General features: G+C 39.8%; 14 protein-coding genes. All 14 read left to right on the top strand.

Annotated features, from left to right (window positions below):
• The first annotated feature begins 18 nt into the window (after positions 1-18).
• The 14 genes from IGI58_RS03010 to IGI58_RS02945 all read left to right on the top strand — a co-directional run bounded on the left by IGI58_RS03010 (position 19) and on the right by IGI58_RS02945 (position 19671).
• Entirely contained in the window at positions 19-1764 is a 1746-nt protein-coding gene (locus IGI58_RS03010; RefSeq protein ID WP_429954508.1) for a GspE/PulE family protein, read from the top strand.
• A 23-nt stretch (positions 1765-1787) separates the two neighbouring features.
• Positions 1788-2918, top strand: coding sequence for a type IV pilus twitching motility protein PilT (locus IGI58_RS03005; RefSeq protein WP_207114622.1), 1131 nt, complete (start codon positions 1788-1790; stop codon positions 2916-2918).
• 3 nt (positions 2919-2921) lie between these two features.
• Positions 2922-4133: a type II secretion system F family protein gene (locus IGI58_RS03000; protein WP_429954509.1), complete on the top strand. Its 1212-nt coding sequence runs from the start codon at positions 2922-2924 to the stop codon at positions 4131-4133.
• Positions 4134-4228: 95 nt separating this feature from the next.
• On the top strand, positions 4229-4708 hold the full coding sequence (locus tag IGI58_RS02995; protein WP_429954510.1) for a pilus assembly FimT family protein: 480 nt from the start codon (positions 4229-4231) through the stop codon (positions 4706-4708).
• Positions 4709-4769: 61 nt separating this feature from the next.
• A complete protein-coding gene (locus IGI58_RS02990) occupies positions 4770-5552 on the top strand; it encodes a prepilin peptidase (RefSeq protein ID WP_429954511.1) in 783 nt (260 codons plus the stop codon).
• Between the two features lie 28 nt (positions 5553-5580).
• Positions 5581-6621 carry a type IV pilus biogenesis protein PilM gene (gene pilM, locus IGI58_RS02985; protein ID WP_225534199.1) on the top strand — a complete coding sequence of 347 codons (1041 nt, stop codon included), beginning with the start codon at positions 5581-5583 and terminating at the stop codon, positions 6619-6621.
• Between the two features lie 6 nt (positions 6622-6627).
• On the top strand, positions 6628-7260 hold the full coding sequence (locus IGI58_RS02980) for a hypothetical protein (protein ID WP_429954512.1): 633 nt from the start codon (positions 6628-6630) through the stop codon (positions 7258-7260).
• Positions 7257-7844 carry a hypothetical protein gene (locus tag IGI58_RS02975; RefSeq protein WP_429954513.1) on the top strand — a complete coding sequence of 196 codons (588 nt, stop codon included), beginning with the start codon at positions 7257-7259 and terminating at the stop codon, positions 7842-7844. The genes IGI58_RS02980 and IGI58_RS02975 overlap by 4 nt, the downstream gene beginning before the upstream one ends.
• 28 nt (positions 7845-7872) lie before the next feature.
• Positions 7873-11901 (top strand): pectate lyase-like adhesive domain-containing protein, encoded by a 4029-nt coding sequence (locus IGI58_RS02970; protein WP_429954514.1) that lies wholly within the window; start codon positions 7873-7875, stop codon positions 11899-11901.
• A gap of 144 nt (positions 11902-12045) precedes the next feature.
• The gene (locus IGI58_RS02965; protein ID WP_429954515.1) at positions 12046-13146 is read left to right on the top strand and encodes a DUF3114 domain-containing protein; all 1101 of its coding nucleotides are present in this window, start codon (positions 12046-12048) and stop codon (positions 13144-13146) included.
• A 234-nt stretch (positions 13147-13380) separates the two neighbouring features.
• Positions 13381-17058 carry a pyruvate:ferredoxin (flavodoxin) oxidoreductase gene (gene nifJ, locus IGI58_RS02960; RefSeq protein ID WP_429954516.1) on the top strand — a complete coding sequence of 1226 codons (3678 nt, stop codon included), beginning with the start codon at positions 13381-13383 and terminating at the stop codon, positions 17056-17058.
• A 97-nt stretch (positions 17059-17155) separates the two neighbouring features.
• Complete coding sequence (locus tag IGI58_RS02955) at positions 17156-17500, top strand: YrdB family protein (RefSeq protein WP_429954517.1); 345 nt, start codon at positions 17156-17158, stop codon at positions 17498-17500.
• Between the two features lie 141 nt (positions 17501-17641).
• Positions 17642-18529 (top strand): diadenylate cyclase CdaA, encoded by an 888-nt coding sequence (cdaA, locus tag IGI58_RS02950; RefSeq protein WP_087641130.1) that lies wholly within the window; start codon positions 17642-17644, stop codon positions 18527-18529.
• Positions 18526-19671, top strand: a complete 1146-nt coding sequence (locus tag IGI58_RS02945; protein WP_087641131.1) for a CdaR family protein — start codon at positions 18526-18528, stop codon at positions 19669-19671. Before cdaA ends, IGI58_RS02945 begins: the two co-directional genes overlap by 4 nt.
• Positions 19672-19697: the final 26 nt, after the last annotated feature.

The raw sequence follows: 19697 nt of genomic DNA, 5'->3' as shown, positions 1-19697 counted from the left end.
CAAGAGGAGGCTAGGGAAATGGAAGAACGAAGAAAACGTAAAAGAAAAGTTCGAACAACAGAACAAGTTGATCGTCATTCTGCTACATCAGCAAGCGGTCTTGATAAAGCTGAGCTTTTAGTCCTAGCAGTCCAATATAAAATGCTGACAAAAAAGCAAGCCAATGAAGTCTCAGCACAACTATCTCCCAAAATGACAGTAGAACGTCTTTTGATCGAGGGACATTATTTGAGCGAAGAGCAGTTGATGTCATTGAAAAGTCGACAAACAGGTATTCGTATCATGGACTTGTTTAATGTGGAACGAGATTCTGCTGTGCTTGATTTAGTATCGAAAAAATTTGCTCAAAAAAATCAGTTATTTCCAGTTAAGAAGAAAAAAGGACGCTTAGTAGTGGCCATGGTCAATCCAATGGATTATGACGTGATCAATGAGCTGCGTTTACTGACGGGCTTATCTATTTTACCTTATTTTTCTTTAAGTTCAGATATCGAGCAGATGATCACCGATCATTATCCAGAAGATATGATGCTAGAAGAGTGGCTGCAGGATGCTTCAGATGATTTGCCGGGAGAAGTAGCCCAAGTAAATTCGGTTCTAGAGGATGACTCCCCCATTATAAAGCTAGTCAATTCTTTGCTGCAGACGGCTGTTGATAAAAAGGCCAGTGATATCCATTTTGATCCTCAGAAAAAGAGCTTGAATGTTCGGATTCGCGTAGATGGAGAATTGTTGGATCTAAATCAATTACCGAAGAATGTTCAGTCAGCAGTGACTTCTAGAATAAAGATCATGTCTTCTTTAGATATCACTGAAACAAGGTTGCCTCAAGATGGCCGAGCACGTATTCCAAATGGCAGACGGATGGTCGATTTGCGGGTATCCGTTTTACCAACGATCTATGGTGAAAAAATTGTTATTCGGATCATCGATATGTCTTCGGGGCTAAGAGGACTGGATGAGTTTAATTTCGATCCAGACGTTTTAAAAGGCATCAAGCATTTACTGAAACAGCCTCACGGGATTTTCTTAGTGACAGGTCCAACTGGATCAGGGAAATCTTCTACACTATACGCAGCATTGAATGAGCTGAATACGCCGAATGTCAATATTATTACTGTGGAAGATCCAGTGGAGTATCAGCTGGACGGTGTGAATCAAGTTTTAGTCAATAGCGATATCGGCTTAGATTTTGCGGCGGGCTTACGTTCGATTTTACGTCAAGATCCAAATGTCGTCATGGTTGGAGAAATTCGGGATGGTGAAACAGCAGAAATCGCCATTCGGGCATCGATGACAGGGCACCTAGTTTTAAGTACATTGCATACGAATGATTCGATCGCTACAGTTAGTCGTCTGATCGATATGGGTGTGGACTCTTTTCTAGTAGCGAATGCATTGACAGGTGTTTTGTCTCAGCGGCTTGTGCGGACGCTCTGCTCAAGCTGTAAAGTAGCTGAACCAGCCAGTTTAGAGGAAATCGAATTTTTAGAGAAGCATCATCTGTACACAGATACACTGTACAGCAGTACAGGATGTAAAAAGTGCAACATGACAGGATTTAAAGGCCGTATGGCTATTCAGGAATTATTTATTGTAACGCCGGATGCTCGATTGGTGATTTCTAGAAATGGAGAAGCTAATGAGTTAGAAAAAGTAGCAAAGAAAAACGGTATGAAAAAGCTTTTAGACGATGGTCTGGATAAAGTCGTTAGAGGGTATACAACAATTGCAGAAGTCTTGAAAGCAACATCTAGTGAATAAATGAGTAGCATAAGGAGGAAATGATGAGTCAGGAAGTGGAAATAGAGTTGCCGCTGCATTCAGCGATGAAAAAAGAAAAAGGCGGACGGGGAATAAATCCTAAGTTGAGACCATTTAAAGAGCAGTTCGATGAGTTGTTACGTGAATCTGTTCGTCAGAAAGTATCTGATATTCATTTAACGGTTGGGCTGCCTCCGATTTTTAGATTGAATGGTGAATTGAATGAAGTAGCTTCGGAAGAAGTTTTAACGAATAAAACAATCTCTATGTACGGACGTGTGATGTGTAATTCAGATCAATGGACCGAATTTAAAGAAAATGGCGAAGTCGATTTAGCTTATGAAGTGAAAAATGCCAGTCGTTTTCGTGTCAATATCTTCAAGCAAAAAGGGAATGTTTCGATTGCTTTACGGATCATTGCTACCAAGATCCCAGAATTAAGTTCTTTAGGTGTTCCTTCCGTTTTAAAAAGCATGATCCAAAAAAAACAAGGATTATTCTTAGTGACGGGGCCGACTGGTTCGGGAAAATCAACGACTCTTGCTTCAATGATCGACTATCTGAATCGAACGAAGAAAACCCATATCATCACGTTAGAAGATCCGATCGAGTATGTTCACAATCATAATATGAGTGTTATCGATCAACGTGAAGTCGGTGTAGATACAGAGTCCTTTTCAAACGGGTTGAGAGCATCCTTACGGCAAGATCCAGATATTATTCTCGTTGGTGAGTTGCGTGATTTTGATACGATTTCGATCGCATTGACAGCTGCTGAAACAGGACACTTGGTTTTAGGCACTCTTCATACGACTAGTGCTGCAGCAACCATTGAACGGATCGTTGACGTATTTTCACCTGAACAGCAGTCACAAATTCGGACACAGCTAGCCGGAGCTTTAGTTGGGATCTTGGCTCAACGACTATTGCCCACACGAGCTAACGATGGTCGGGTAGCGGCAACGGAAATGCTTGTAAATAATAAATCGATCGCTAATTTGATCCGTGGAAATAAAACACACCAAATCGGCAATATGCTGCAGATCGGTAAAAGTGACGGCATGTATACGATGGAAAGTTGTATCAACCGTTTGGTTTCTGCCGGCAAAGTCGATGTTGATGCGGCTGAAGCGTTACTAGGCGAGGAGGAATAGGCAATGGCGATTTTTTCCTACGAAGCACAAACAATGTATGGCGGTATCAAAAAAGGACGCTTAAGAGCGGAAAGTTCCTATGAAGCGAGTCAGGCATTAAAGAAAAAAGGTCTGCGCTCTACGATTTTAGTGGAGCAGGAAGAAACCTTTGCGACAAAAGAAATTGAGCTATTTAATCGAGTCAGCGTAAAGCTGCTGGCGGAATATTTGCAAAAATTTGCGACGCTGATCGATTGTGGTATTTCGATCACAGCTGCTTGTGAAATGTTAGCTGAGCAAGAACAAAATAAAAACCTAAAAAAGATTTTGCTGCAGATTTGTGAAGACATTCGTGGCGGAGATTCTCTTTCTAATTGTTATAGCAAGCATCCAAATGCCTTTCCTTCTATGCTGATCAGTATTGTACGAGCAGCTGAAATGTCGGGAACTTTAGATGCAACACTCGTTCGGATGAGTACTTATTATGAGAAGAAAGCGAAAGCAAGAGGTGGAGTGATCACGGCGATGATCTATCCAATTATCATGCTGGTCCTTTCCTTATGTGTGGGGATTTTTCTGATCGTAAGTATCGTGCCGATGTTTGTGACTGTTTTTGAAAGTTTGGATGCAGAACTACCGGCAATCACCAAAGTAACGATTGGCTTAAGTAATTTTTTAACAAGTAAAGGCTGGCTGCTACTAGTCATGATCGTATCAGGTTTTATCGGCTTTAAGCTAGCGATGAGAAATAATGAAATAAAGTTCAAATGGCATAGCTTTCTTTTACGGATGCCGATTTTTGGTGAGCTTGTTCAAAAGAGTAATTTGAATGTGATGTTAAGTACATTATCGACCTTATTAGAAAGTTCCGTTTCTATTTCTAAAGCATTAGAAATGTCAGCGGATGCGGTGGATAACTTATATATCAAACAGTTGATTTTCAGATGTCAGGCAGAGGTTGAACGAGGCGGCTCGATGAGTGGTGTATTCAGCCAAGATAAAATCATTCCGCCGTTAGTTACGCAAATGACGATTGTCGGAGAATCAACAGGTTCTTTAGAAAGCATGCTGAAAAAGCTGAGTAATATGTTTGAAGAAGAAGTAGAAATGCTGGGAGAACGGATCAAGCTGATCATGGAGCCGATCACGATCATCATTATTTGTGTGATCGTTGGATTGATCGTTGCAGCCATCATGCTACCGATGTTCTCGATGTATGACGCCGTTCAAGGCTAATCAAAGGATTACACATAGATAATACCGGTAATCTATGTTGATCATATAAAAAAACAACCGTACATATGGAATGTACACAGAAAGGAGAAACAAAAATGTTAAAAAATGTAATGAAGGATGAGCGAGGACTTTCGTTAGTAGAGTTACTTGCAGTTGTGGTAATCATGGCGATTATTGCGGGGATTGGTGCAGTAGCGATTTCCAATGTTATTCAAAAAAATAGAGAGGATGCAGGAATTTCAAATGTGCAGTCATTAATGAGTTCTGCTAATTTATATCAAATGTCTGAAACAGGAGCTGATGCCATTGGTAAAAAGACCCCTGCAGTAACAGCGGCTGATCTTGAAACTAAGAACTATATTACTCAGATTGGTTTTTTGAAGGCAGGAACTGCCGTAACATTCCATACAACTAGCAAAGGTAATATATTGATCACTGTAGCAGCGGATACGCTAACTGCGGGTTCAAAAGGGAGTAAACTACTTGATCATGTGAATGAAAAAGAAGTTGCTGAGCTGACAAGGGATCAACTTTGGAAAGATGGTCTTACAGGAACAGAAACAGCAGCACCATAATTCAATAGTAATATATATCAAGCAAAGCTTTGGCTTTGCTTGATAAATAAAGGAGAATATTATGAACATTACACCATCCACATACGAATACCTATTCTTTTACATATTCATCTTCATCCTAGGGTCTTGTTTGGGATCTTTTTTTCTACTGATCGGTCAACGGCTTCCGCGAGGAGAAGATATCATCAAAAAACGTTCACACTGTGAGAATTGCGATCATTCGTTGACTTTTTTAGAATTGATCCCCATCTTTTCTTATGTCTTTTTACGAGGAAAATGCCGCCATTGCCACCAGAAAATCGGTGCTGTCTATCTTGGGTTTGAGTTGCTTTCAGGAACCCTATTTTCTCTATCTGCCTTTTTACTGCGGACGACGAATGAGACATTAGTTGCGTGGACCTTACTATCGTTATTGCTGATCATTACTGTTACAGATATCACAGCTCAGAAAATACCAAACAAAGTGTTATTACCTTTTTTTATTCTTGCCATTATTGAACGAGTATTTCTGCAGCAGTTGAATCCTTGGTGGTTTCCGATTGCTGGCTTTGTTGCTGGTTTTGGCTGCTTATATCTGCTTGCTCTTTTAAGTAAAGGCGGGATGGCTGGCGGAGACATTAAATTGTTCGCTGTTTTAGGGATATTCATTGGTCCGATCTATGTCATGATCACTTTGGTTTTAGCGAGTGTATTCGCGTTGATCTATGCAATCGGTGAGATGATCGTTCGAAAAAAATTAAGAAGACATATCCCGTTTGGTCCGTTTATCGCTTTAGGAACGTGGGTTGTCTACTCCTATGCAACGGGACAGCTTCAATATCTCTGGTCAATACTTTTTGGTTAGATTTTAGGAGTATGATAAATAGCTTGAAATGGAGGGAAAAATCATTTTAAAAAAAGGGTTAAAAACGATTGTCGGCTTAGATATTAAAAAAAATGTGATCCGTTTTGTAATATTAAAAAGTACAAATCCAGTTGTGATCCATAAAAAAGGAGAGTTGGTATTAAAAGCCAGTATCTTCAAAAATGGAAAATTTGCGAATAAGCACTTGTTATATGAAGGGTTGAAGCAACTATTTAAAGAGCATCATATCAAAAATCCTCATGTGATATTTTCAGCGTTCAATCATGAGCTGTTGATTCGCAGCATTCCCGATAATGGGATGCGTAATGAAAAAGAGGTCAAACAATTTTTGTTCCTGGAACTAGGTGAATCAATCTCTGTCCCCTTTGAACAGCCGATCTTTGATCTATTGATATTTGAAAAGCAAAATGCTAGACAAAAGAAGCAAGTGAAAAAGAAGGCTGCTAAAAAGAACACTAAGACGGTAAAACGTGATCGAATGGTCGTTGATGGTGAAATTTATTTTGTTGCAACATCAGAGAAAACATTGACTGAGGTCGGTGACGAGATCCAGCGTGCCGGTGGTATTCCAAGTGCTGTAGATCTAAATTCCGTTGCTTATACTAGAGCAATCAATCGAAATATCAAGTGGACAGATGTTTTACTTTTGATAGAGGTAGATTGTGGTGTGGCAACATTTACTATTTTTGAAAACCATATCCCGATTTATAGTCAATACGAAGAGTACAATAGTGCAAACTGGAAGTACATTGCAAATGACGATGACACTTACCAAGCTGAGTTTAATAAGCCGAAGGAAATTGAGGAACTTGGGGAGTTGGCAGACATCACAAAAAATATTTTGTACTACTACACAAGTACCCTATCCAACGGTAAAAAATTAGACAAAATTTACCTAGTAGGAGAAAATCCGCTTTTATTTAAAAATGTACTTTCTTCTATCGAAAAGAGAGTGGAAATTCCTGTGATCGCAGTCAACACAGAAAAAAGATTTAGCATTCCTTCACCTTATTTATTGGCTGCCGGACTTGCGATGAAAGGAGTTTAAGAAGCGATGAATATTAATCTATTGCCTGATAAATTTTATAAAAATCAAGCAACATTACTGATACTCTTTGTTTTTCTTTTATTGCTCTTAGTTGCTGGAGGTGGGTTGACGACGGTGTATCTCGTTTCTCAACAGCAAGTAAAGACGCTGCAGCAGGCCGCTCAAAGTAAACAGGTAGAAAAAGCGAAGCTGACGGGGATGATCTCTAAGCAAAAGAAGGAACAATCAGAAGAGGTACAGACGTATTTGACAGAACTAAAAGGAGCACAGGTTCAATTTGCTGAAATGGCCAAACGCTTGGATGAAACTGTTATCAAGCATCAACAAGTGATCGAAAACTATCAAATCATTGTTCCGCTCAATGAAGGCATGGAAGAAGAGGAAACAACTCAAGCAAATGCCTTGAAAACAGATGATGGACAAGAAGTGATTCAAATTGATTTATCGATCAAAGGTCAAAAATTAGCGAATATTGGTGCATTGACAGAAGCATTAAATAAAATCGATTGGGTACATCAAGCGATTTTTATTTCTTCATCTGCTGAGGAAGAGGCATCTCAAGAATATAAATCAGTGATTCAGATTCAAGCCTTGAAGGAAAAGTTACCGGCAATCAAACGTGGAGGAGAGCAGGAATGAAAACAATCATTTTTACTAAAAAGCATATTGTAATCACTATTGTTTTGTTTTTTCTTCTAGCGCTCATGATCATAACTGTTTGGTTTACTGGTATTTCAGCCAAACAAGCTGAAGTAGGTAAGATTCAAAAAGATATTCAGGGGTTGGAAAGTGAAGTTGCCGCACTTAGACAAACTAGTCAAACATTATCCGGCAAGAAAAATCTACTTGATTCAGCTATCGTTAATGAGCTTCCGCGTTTTTCTAAAGGCATCCAAATTCAAGAATACTTAAGCGGACTCGAACAAAAGGTGGCAAAGAATAAGATTCAGCTGAAACAAATCACCGCAGAAGATACCCTATTGTTTTCTTCACCAAGTGATCCAACGAAAAAAGTTTATTCCAGTAAAATCGTTTTGGATTATAGTGCAGCAGGGAAAAATGAGCTCTTTCAATTTATCCAAGCATTAGAAAATGATCAACGATTCATCAAAGTAACAGATTATAGTTACACGTTTGGTTCAGGAGAAGGGGAGCAAAGCACTTTTGAATCGACGTTATTGTTTAATTTATATTATCTGAATGTCGAAGAAGAAAAGGAATGATCTAGAACGTTCAAGGAGGACTCGATCTATGAAAAAAGGAGTAAGAAAAAAGAAACGAATATACGGTATTGGAAGTATCATTTTTCTGATGCTTATTTCTTTTTTAGTGTATCAGGGCTATTGGTTTATTCGAGATTTTGGGAAAAATAATTATCATTTAACGGTTGAAAAATATATCCAGCCGGAACTAAAAGAGCAAATCGGAGTGCTGCTGGAAGTAGAGATAAAAGAGCCAAAGAAAGAAACGATAGTGCTCAAATCAAAACAGGATCAAGTGATTTCACCAGAATCACTGGAAGGGCTGGATATCGAGGGGCTAAAGATACTCTCAGGAGAAAACGCCGCATCTGATGGTGTAAAGATTGAGATTGAGAAGTCTGATAAAACAAGAACCTTTAAACTGCCGATCCCAATTGCTCAAGATAGCCAAGATACCATTGAAATTTATCGAGAAGGTCGCAAAATAAAATCGACGAAAATCAACTATTCTTTGCCAAAAGAAAAGCAAAAAAAGAGCCGAAATACAGCGTTAGCATCTAGAGATACCCTTTATGCAACAACCGGCGCTGTTGCAAAAACGAATACCAACTATGATATGTTTCACTTGCCGTTAATGACACAGCTTCAAAATTTCAATCCAAGTAAAAAAAAGATCGTCTATAATTATCAAGAGTTGATCGATGCGCTAAAGGACTCTTCGATCGATGATATTGAATTTGGCGCAAATATATCCGGTACTGCTGAACTGCCTAAAATCAATCGGTCATTACGAATCGATGGTAAAAACTTTACGTTTTCTTCTACAGCAACTTCCAATGCTAACAGAACCTTCCGATTGGAACGAACAAAAACACCGCAAACATTTGCTTTCGTGAATATGAAAGTTGACATTCGAAATTCAAGTGGACTGATACGAAGTGATAGTTTACTTTCAAATGATAATGAATGGATAGTGTTGATTGAAAATGTCTCAAATACTTATCGAGGAGAAATCGGTTCTTTTATCAACATTCCGAGAGCGTCTTTGGTCATGAAAGGTACAGTAAATTGGGTATCAGGAACAAGAACGGATGATGTGATCAATGCAACGGAAATCCTGATCACAGATGGTGCAAAGGTCGATCTTACAGGTGAACGAACAACGATTCGCCTCTATCCTCAAAATAATAGTATCAACACAACATTTGTCGCTGAAAAAGGGTCAGTTTTAAATATCCATAGCAGAAAGCGTCAGGCGATTTATGTCAATGTAGAAGGTAGTCGTAATCGAGTCTATTTTGAAGCGCGAGATCAAGGAACTGTCGTCAACGCAACCTCTAATGGAAATGAAACGGGTGCAATCGGTGCAACGATTTCCTTGTGTGGTGCCTCTAATAATAGCTCTGCTACTACAAAATCACTTACTCAAGTAACCGCTGGTGCCAAGATCAATGTTCATAGTTTAGGGCTGACTAACAACAAACAAAAAGCTCAGCCGGCAATGATCAATCAAGTCACAGATAGTAATTTTCATGTAGATGGAGAAAGCTCGGAATTAAATTTGATCTCAGAAGGAGAAGGGAACAACATTGGTGCTGTTCTACGTTTTCGTCTGGTCGGCGGCCAAACGTTTCTAATCAAGAATAAAGGAAAAGTAACAATCAATAAAAGGTATGGTGAAGCTTCAGGTGTTCGACTATATGGACAGAATAATCAATTTTTAGTGCAATCTGGAGGGAATTTATCGATCAATAATCAAGCGGATAAATCTAGTGGCGGACGTCCGACAAATGGCGGTGACCTATCAGGGAAACAAGGCGTACAATTTCCTGTAGACGGAAGTAGAAAAACCTCAGTTTTTGCGATGGAAGGAAAGGGCAGTGAGGTATATATCAAAGCAGATTTAGGTCCAGCACTATGGACACAATATGGAAATTTACGTTTTTTGATTGGCAAGGACACGATTTTTAGAGCAGAAGGCACTACGAATAGTCAAACGAGCGGAATCGTTCAATCAGCAGGTACAGCGAGCTTTGAGATCGATCAGCCACGCTTTTATGATTTAAGAAACAACCGGCCAAATGGAGGACAAGTATTTTCCAGCGGCTCAAATTCAGGAACTTTTGAAGCAAATAAATCTTATCTTTCAGTGTGGGAAATCAAAAATAACGTTGATTTAGATAAAGACCCAGATGCCTACTGGGCGCCGATCTCCTATAAATTGACCGGCTCACATTTTGAAAGAATCGTGAGTACGGATTATCCTAATGAGTTTAATACATCGACTTATAAAGGAGCGAATCGCTATAGTCGGATGAGTGGGAACGGCTCAGCTCCAACAGTGGATGAACTTAGAGTTCCGACAAATGCAGATAAAACAATCTATGGTCATGTGAGTGTCAAAGTAGGCTATGGGGATGAGATGCGTGATGCTTGGGAAGATGAAGTTTGGGTCACAGTGCAGGTGAAAAGGGACGGAAAGATCCTCTCAGAAGAAGTTTTGTCTACGAAAGGAATCAACAACGATTTGCCAGGTGTCAAGCAATGGGACGAAGACGAAGCTAGAGGCGGTATTTTTGTGATGGACCGCGACGAATTTTTACGTACAGGAGATACCGTTGAAGTGGTCGGTGCCCATCGTGGGAGAAAAAATCAGGTTGGTGAAGCCAGTGAAGAAAAAGAGACGATTTTGGTTAAACCGGTCACAACAGTCGATGTAACTCCACCTCAAAAATTAACAGTTACAAAGGATCCATTAGCAGAAAGTTCGAGCAAAATCACGAATGCAACGAAACAAATCAAAGGCACGATCGATCTGTATGACGAGCGGGAAGAAAAAATAATGGATGAAATTTATCTTTTTCCAAAAATCAATGATCAGTTCGCAAAAGAAAGTATCACAAAAATCACCAGTGAAGGGAAACCAAAAGGTGATTCGATCGTTGACTGGACGATAAATTTACCGAGCTATTTACCAGCTGGAAGCCAAATTGAAATCTATGCAAAAGACCGCAGTGACATTGGTGAGCTGCAAGACAAAGAAAAACTTTTGACTCATACTAAAGAGCCAAATGATTTGTGGGGGAATGTGATGCCGACAGCACGTGGATATGAAAGCTACAAAGGGTATCATGATGCAGTGAAAACCAGTAAGAAGGACGAGCGCTTTAAGCCGGCGACACTTTTGACTGTGGAAGATATTATTCCGGAAGGTTTGGTTATTTTTCCTGATTCTGTAAAATCAAGCACGAAAGTGAAAGATTCTGTAACCAATCAAGAGATCGATATTACTAGAGTTGGCAGTCGTTTGACTTATACAGGGAAAATTAGAAGTGAAGACAATCTGTCAAATTCTAGAAAGGTTGTTCAGAATGTTTTTGCCCAAATAGTGATACCAGAAGATCTAGCTGAGGAGGAACTAAATTTTACCTTCAAGAAAAAGAAAATCTCAGATTCAGAAGATAAAGCAGTAGAAGTCAGCGCAACATATGATCCGGTAACTAGAATGCTCACGACGGAGACGGATAAAGTCAATCTATCGATAGAAGACGAAATTCTTTTTTCATTTAGCAGCATCGTGACGAGGATTCCAGAAGGTTCTCCGTCCTTTAGCTTATCGGTCAAAGCACAAGGCCGCTCTCCAGAGGAAATTCCTTTTGTGCCGGGAGACTTTATTCCTGAAAATCAGCGTGTATTAGCTGCAGAAGTGGTAATGGTCAGCCCGATGCCGGAAAACACGAAGCCGACAGATCCTGATCCTATTATCGAAGACGGTAATGCCTATGTTCGACTTTCAGTAGTGAACAAACGACTGACAGCTTATTACCGCAATGTCAATAAGATCATCATCAAAATAGATGGGGACAAGTATAAAACATATACCCCACAACTCGCGACTGCAGAAAAATCTATTTTATTGGATATTCCGATCGATCAGCACCGAAGAAATATCACAGCAGAATATTATTACCCTGATCCAAATAATGCAGGGAATGTTGTTAAAAAAATTGCCAGCTGGAATAAAGATAAGTGGAATGATGCAGTAAATGATGCGTTGGATAAGAAAACGGACCAATAAATAAGAGAGAAATAAAAAACAACCTTATCGATCGTTGCCTAAAGGGGAGCTATGATAAGGTTGTTTTATGAATCGGAAACTATAAGACCGTCATTTTGATCAGACGAATGGTATACTAATCAGAAAGAAGGGAGATAGGTGAAGGTGAAAAAGGAATTATTAACAACTATCCCTGATGATCACATCCCTAAAACTCTTTCACTGACTGAAAGAACTGTCTATACTCTTACGCTCAAAATCCAATGTAATAAACAAGTCGATCATGGTTGGGATAGGGACGCACTAAATTGCTATGCAGAATATCTAAAAAAAAGAATAGATGAAAAACCGATAGTATTTGAACACTTACTTGAAGAGAGTGAGAAGCAACTTTTTCTTATTGGGTCCCCTTTATACGAACAATTATTTATTCATAGTAACTTATCTAATAAAGAAAAAGTTCATTTGGTTATAAAACAATTGGGTGGTTTTCTGAATGATAACAATGATTTGGCATTTTCTCTGACAGAGTATTCAGTTGATCCAGATCTAGCACCAGGTTCTTCTTTTTTAGATATTTTTGCAAAAACTGTTCAAAGAGCGTATCCGAATGGATTGGAAATCAAAGACTCAGATAAAAAGATAGCCCGATCAACTATCAAAAAAAACTATCCTGATGAGACCATGCTGCATCAATTTCGCCATCGATTAGACAAACACAACGTGTTATATGTAAAAGAATATCGTCAGAAGCATCATCTACCCACCGATGAAGCAGCAATCAAAATGATTCTAAAGGATGGATGGTTTTACGCAGATCCGCAGTATCATAATCGGGCACTTTTAGGTATAGATGTGGCAGCAGATGATATTCGTAGCGGGCAACGAGTCTTAACAAAAAGAGGATTACTCAAAAAAATCAGAAAGCGCGGCTTCTATCGGAAAATTTTATCTGCTGATTATCATAGTGAATTTATCATTGATGAAGCAGGAGAGCTGATCAGCCAGTGGACGACGAAAACACAAGAAACAGCTTACCAGCAAATGCCGATCGCCAACGGTGAATCTTTCAATTACGGTGAACGCCCTCGGTATGATCCGACCCAGAGTCATAATCGATTAGATGGTATGCCGCCTCATTATTTTGATCCAACTCAACGGATGCAGATCAAAAAGAATTGGATTTCGCCAAAAGATGACTGGTTTTATCAAGTGATTCGCCGCTTAGCTGAAAAAGGTTGTCGATTTAAGAAAAAAGTAAAGTAATCATTTTAAAGGATATTCCCAAATTTTACTTACGCCAAAAGTAGAGTTTGTGAAGTCCTTTTTCTATTTTTAACTAAAAATAGTCAAATCTTTCCATGTGAAAAGTAAGAAATGTGTAAAAGTTTGTGAAAAAGTTCGACAAACCGTTTCAAAATCATTTCGTTTCCGTTATAATAAACAAGAATATGCGTGCAACTATTCTACTTATATAATAGAAGGATGATGACGATCATAATGCGAAAAATGAAGACGATGGATGGAAATACAGCAGCTGCTTACATATCGTATGCTTTTACAGAACTAGCAGCCATTTATCCGATCACACCTAGCTCAACAATGGCTGAATTAGTTGATCAATGGTCAGCAGAAGGCAAAGAAAATATCTTTGGTCAACCGGTCAAAATTGTTGAAATGCAGTCAGAAGCTGGAGCAGCAGGAGTCGTACACGGCTCATTGAAGACAGGTGCTTTGACAACGACATATACAGCTTCACAAGGCTTATTATTGATGATCCCGAATATGTACAAAATCGCTGGAGAATTACTGCCTTCAGTATTTCACGTTGCCAGTCGAGCTGTAACAACGAATGCATTGAATATTTTTGGCGATCATGGGGATGTGATGGCTGCCCGGCAAACTGGATTTGCCATGTTGTGTGAGAGTAGTGTGCAGGAAGTGATGGATTTATCGGCCGTTGCTCATTTGGCTTCAGTCGAATCAAGCGTACCGTTTATTAATTTTTTCGATGGTTTCAGAACAAGTCATGAAATTCAAAAAATCGAAGTGCTGGAATATGATGAGCTGGCGCCTTTATTAAATCAGGAAAAAGTCAAAGAATTCCGCAGTAGAAGCATGAACCCAAATCATCCTTCTGTCAGCGGAACAAATCAAAATCCAGATATCCATTTCCAACAACGTGAAACGATCAACCGTTACTATGAAGAAATTCCAACGATCGTGAAGCGCTATATGGATGAAATCAATACTTTAAGAGGAACAGACTATGATTTAGTCACTTATTATGGCGCAGAAGACGCTGAAGAAGTCATTGTATCGATGGGTTCTGCTGCTCAAGCAATTGAACAGACGATCGACTACTTAGCCAAGCAAGGACGAAAAGTCGGCTTTTTAAATATTCATTTATATCGTCCGTTTCCAGTTGAGAACTTTTTAGAAAAAATACCCAAAACCGTTAAAGCTATTGCAGTGATGGACCGTACGAAAGAACCAGGTGCTGGCGGAGAACCATTATTGTTAGATGTTCAAAGTGCAATGTATGAATCAGAGTTACGTCCAATGATCATCGGGGGACGTTACGGGTTAGGATCAAAAGATGTCTTGCCCAACCAAATCGTCGCGATTTATGATGAGCTTAAAAAAGAAAAGAAAGCAGCAAAATCACGCTTTACGATCGGGATCGTTGATGATGTAACGTATACTTCTTTGGATTGTGGTGAAGCACTTGATTTAACGAACCCGAAAACATATCAAGCAAAATTCTGGGGCTTTGGTTCAGACGGTACTGTTGGAGCTAATAAATCTGCAATCAAGATCATCGGTGATCATACTGATAAATATGCGCAAGGCTTCTTTTACTACGATTCTAAAAAATCCGGCGGGCTGACCGTCTCACATTTACGTTTTGGTGAAACGCCGATCCGTTCGACTTACTTGATCGAACATGCTGATTTTGTGGCTTGTCATACAGCGGCTTATTTGCATACGTACGATCTAGTCAAAGGATTGAAAAAAGGCGGTACGTTTTTACTGAATACCGTTTGGAATGATGAACAATTAGAACGCTTTTTACCTAACAAGCTAAAAAAATATCTCGCTGAAAATGAAATCAATTTCTACACGATCAATGCGGTTAAATTAGCGAGCGAAGTAGGTTTAGGCGGCCGTATCAATACGGCGATGGAGACAGCTTTTTTCAAACTTGCTGACATTATGCCGTTTGACGAAGTGCTGCCGATTTTAAAAGAAGAAGCCCACAAAAGTTATGCTAGAAAATCAATGGCTGTCGTTGAAAAAAATGTGCAGGCGATCGAACGTACAGTAGAACTATTGCATAAAGTTGAAGTACCGGAGGCATGGAAAACAGTAGAAGTGAAACCGAAAGTCCGTAAAGCGAATGTGACGGATTATGTTCATGAAATTGTTGAGCCGATCAATCGTCAAGAAGGAAATGAGCTACCAGTTGGAGCGTTTATCAAAAACGATATGACTGATGGCCGGATGCCGCTTGGAACAACGGCTGTTGAAAAACGCGGCATTGCGGTTGAAGTTCCTGAATGGATCAGTGATCGTTGCACGATGTGTAATGAATGTGCATTCGTGTGTCCACATGCAGCGATTCGTCCATTTTTGGCAGATGATGAAGAGATGGACGAAGCGCCAGAAGGATATATCGTAAGAGAAATGCGCGGTAAAGACGGCTTGAAGTACCGAATCCAAGTTTCAGTAGAGGACTGTACTGGTTGTGGTTTGTGTGTAGATGCTTGTCCTGCTAAAGGAAAAGCTTTGGTTATGAAACCATACGAAGAGCAAAAAGAACAAGCGATGAACTGGGCGTTTTCGATGACCTTGAAACAAAAAGAAAATCCTGCTAAACCAAATACAGTGTTAGGGACTCAATTCAATAAACCATTATTAGAATTTTCAGGTGCTTGTTCAGGCTGTGGTGAAACGCCATACGTAAAATTATTAACACAAATGTTTGGCGACCGGATGATGATCGCAAATGCAACAGGCTGCTCTTCCATTTGGGGCGGTGCAGCTCCTGTGTCACCTTATACGACAAATGATGAAGGACAAGGGCCTGCTTGGTCTAACTCTTTGTTGGAAGATAATGCGGAATTTGGCTATGGAATGCTATTGGCGAATCAAACACGCCGTGAACATTTAGCCTTGAAGATGACAGAAGCGATGCCTTTTGCTTCTCCTGAATTAAAACTGTTGATGGAAGACTGGATCGAACATATGCATACTGGTGAAGGAACTCAGCAGCGTGCAGCGAAACTGAAAGCAGCATTGCTGGATGAAAAAACGAACCAGCCTGCTTTAGAAGCAGTGTACGTGGATCAGGATCTATTTGTGAAAAATAGTCAGTGGATGATCGGCGGCGACGGCTGGGCCTACGACATTGGTTACGGCGGGATCGATCATGTATTAGCTAGTGGAGCAGATGTAAATATGCTGGTTTTAGATAATGAGGTATATTCCAATACTGGTGGACAAACCTCAAAAGCCACACCGGCATCTGCGATTGCTAAGTTTTCAGCCAGCGGGAAATACGTTTCTAAAAAAGATTTAGGGATGATGGCGATGACCTACGGCAATGTCTATGTGGCGCAGATCGCATCAGGAGCAAACCAAATGCAGACGATCAAAGCGTTTGAAGAAGCTGAACGCTTCCCTGGACCTTCGATCATCATTGCCTACACGCCTTGTATCACTCATGGCTTAGCGGGCGGTATGAGCAAGACCTTACAAGAAGCGAAAGAAGCAGTCAACTCCGGCTATTGGTCACTTTATCGTTATAATCCTGAACTTAGAGAAGCTGGAAAAAATCCAATGACGCTAGATTATAAAAAGCCGAATTTTGCTGAAATGAAAGACTTTATGCGTAAACAAGTTCGTTTCTCTTCTTTAGAATCCACTCAGCCGGAATTTGCTGGTAAGCTATTCGATAAGACAGTAGATGATGCGAAGAATCGGTTTTATAATTATGCGCGAATGGCTGGGCAAGAAGAAAAAATCAGGGCAAAACTAGAAAAGACAGATATAGACGTAGTTGCTGAAAAGGCTTCGCGGGTCAAAAAAGAACGTGTTGTTGATCCAGAAGCGGAAGCCAGACGTGCTGCTAGACGAGCAGAACGGGCAGCAAAGCGAACTAAATCAGAAGAATAATCAATGGAGCGAGTGCGGAGCAAAACTAAAAATCAGTTTTGTTTCGCACTCTATACATAATCGACTGCTGCTATTGGTCAAAAGAAGAAGTGAATAGATGAAATCCTTTCAAGTGATGAACGCGGTGTTTGCTTTCTTTCTTGAAGTGTTTTCAGTTTTTGTTTTGGGATACTGGGGATTTACATTTCAAGCAGGAGAAATGGTGCAAGTTTTGTTAGGACTAGCAGCTCCTGTTTTGGTTTGTTTGATTTGGAGCAGGTGGTGTGCACCAAGTTCTGACAAATGTTTAGAAGGCGCAGCACTATTTTTGCTGAAAAGTTCTATTTTTATTTTAGTTACGTTTTCTTTAGCTAATGTGACTAATCTTTTAGCTGCCAGTATTTTTGCAGGTTTATCAACGAGTCATTTAGTTGTCAGTGCCTATGTAAAAAATCTGAGTTAACGAAGGACATAGATATTTATTAACGTGTTATTTTACATTTCATTTCATAATTTTTTTCTATCTTTTATTCTCCATTCTGTAACCGAATAAAAGAGTGTGGTATACTAATAAAGAAATCTTCAGAGAGAAGTGAGGTTTATGATGTCTTTTCAACTTAGTCGATTAGTCGATTTAAATTATTGGCAGCAATTGATATCATCTGATTTCTTATCCCGTGATTATATCATCAATATTATTGATATCTTAGTTGTATGGTATCTTGTCTATAAGCTGATTATGCTCGTTCGCGGAACCAAAGCTGTTCAGCTGCTTAAAGGAGTCGCTGTCTTTATAGTCATTCGGATACTAAGTGAGATCATTGGACTACATACATTATCATGGTTGATGAATCAAGTAATCATGTATGGTGTGATTGCTGCTGTCGTTATTTTTCAACCAGAAGTCCGGCGTGGGCTGGAGCATTTAGGTCGGAGTTCTTTTTTTAGAGCAACAAAATCTGAGCAGCAAGAAGACGAGAAAATGATCTTGGCTTTTGACAAAGCGATCCAGTATATGTCAAAACGGAAAATCGGTGCGCTGATCACCGTCGAGCGAAATACAGGATTAGACGAATATATCGAAACAGGGATCGATCTAGATGCAGATATCTCAGGAGAATTGCTGATCAACATTTTTATTCCTAATACACCGTTACATGATGGTGCGGTGATTGTAAAGCAGGGCAAAATTGCTGTTGCAAGTGCCTACTTGCCGTTGTCAGAAAGTAACTTGATCCCTAAGGAATTTGGGACACGTCACAGAGCGGCCGTCGGAATCAGCGAAGTCAGCGATGCGGTAACGATCATCGTGTCAGAAGAAACAGGCGATGTTAGCTTGACGTTGAACAATGATCTGATTCCGCGTTTGACTCAGGAAGAATATCTTAAAATTCTTCGAGCAGAATTAGTACCAGAAGAAGGAAACAAAGATAAAAAGAATCTTTTGCAGCACTTTATCGATGGTGTAACGAAAGGGGCGAAAAAGAAATGAAACGACCCTCTCAAAGCAATTGGTTTTCTGCATTACTCGCATTATTATTTGCATTACTACTATTTTTCAATGCAAATGCGTCAAACAATTCCTCTGTTTTAGTCAATACGAATCAAGTATATGATGAAATGCTCTACAATATTCCCGTTCAGCTGGAATATGATCAAGACAAGTACTTTGTTTCGGGGTATGAAGAAACAGTCAATGTTCATTTAAGCAGTGCCAATAGAATCCAGTTAAACCGTGAATCAAATGAAGATACTCGGAATTTTCAAGTAGTTGCTGATTTGACCAAGACCTCACTCGGAACTTCTGAGATCCAGTTGAGAGTCAAAGGATTGAGCACAGCCGTCACTGCTGAGATCGAGCCTAAAACAATCACTGTGACTGTGGAGAAAAAAGTGACTCAATCATTTGATGTACAGGTACAGTTGCCTGAGTCCATCGAAGCAGAAGGGTATACTGTAGAAAAAACGACGATCAGTCCTAAAAAAGTCGATATTACGACAGGTGAAGAAACGGCAAAAGCAATCGAACGAGTGGTTGCTCCATTATCGAATGTGAAGCAATCTGTTGATACGATCAAACAAACGGTGAATGTTCAGGCTCTCGACAATAAAGGACAAGTATTGAGTATTGAAAATCCAGCGCCGCAGGTCAGAGTAGTAGTTGAATTGTCCTTGCCTTCAAAAGAGGTAGGCTTGTCAGTGGCTCCAACGGGATCACCGCCGTCAGGAGTAGCGAATTATACGTTTAGTCTTTCAAAGTTGAAAGCGGAGATCAGAGGATCTAATTCTGTTTTAGATTCGATCGATGCAATTGAAGTTCCTGTAGATATCAGCAATATAAGATCTTCTACTAAGAAGAAAGTTAAGATACCTACAAGTTCAGAGTATATTGTTTCACCGGAGGAAGTAGAAGTAACGATCAATCCGATTTTTACAGACAGCAGTGTCAGCTATTCGGAAACGAATGGCAGTCAAGGGTCAGCGGGAGGATATCAAAGTCAGCAAGTACCTGACTCTACGCCTTCAAGCGGATCTGTCAGTTCGTCTAGTTCTTCATCGTCATCCAGTGAGCCAGTCACAGAAACGACAACGAATGATGCACCAAAAGAAAATGATACTACTGAATCAACATGATAAAAGGATTTGTTTGGGCTTGTATC

This window comes from Enterococcus sp. AZ020, from assembly GCF_050499205.1.
GTDB classification, from domain to species: domain Bacteria; phylum Bacillota; class Bacilli; order Lactobacillales; family Enterococcaceae; genus Enterococcus_L; species Enterococcus_L dunnyi.
The sequence above is the reverse complement of the archived record's forward strand: the minus strand, read 5'-3'. Positions and strand labels throughout refer to the sequence as shown.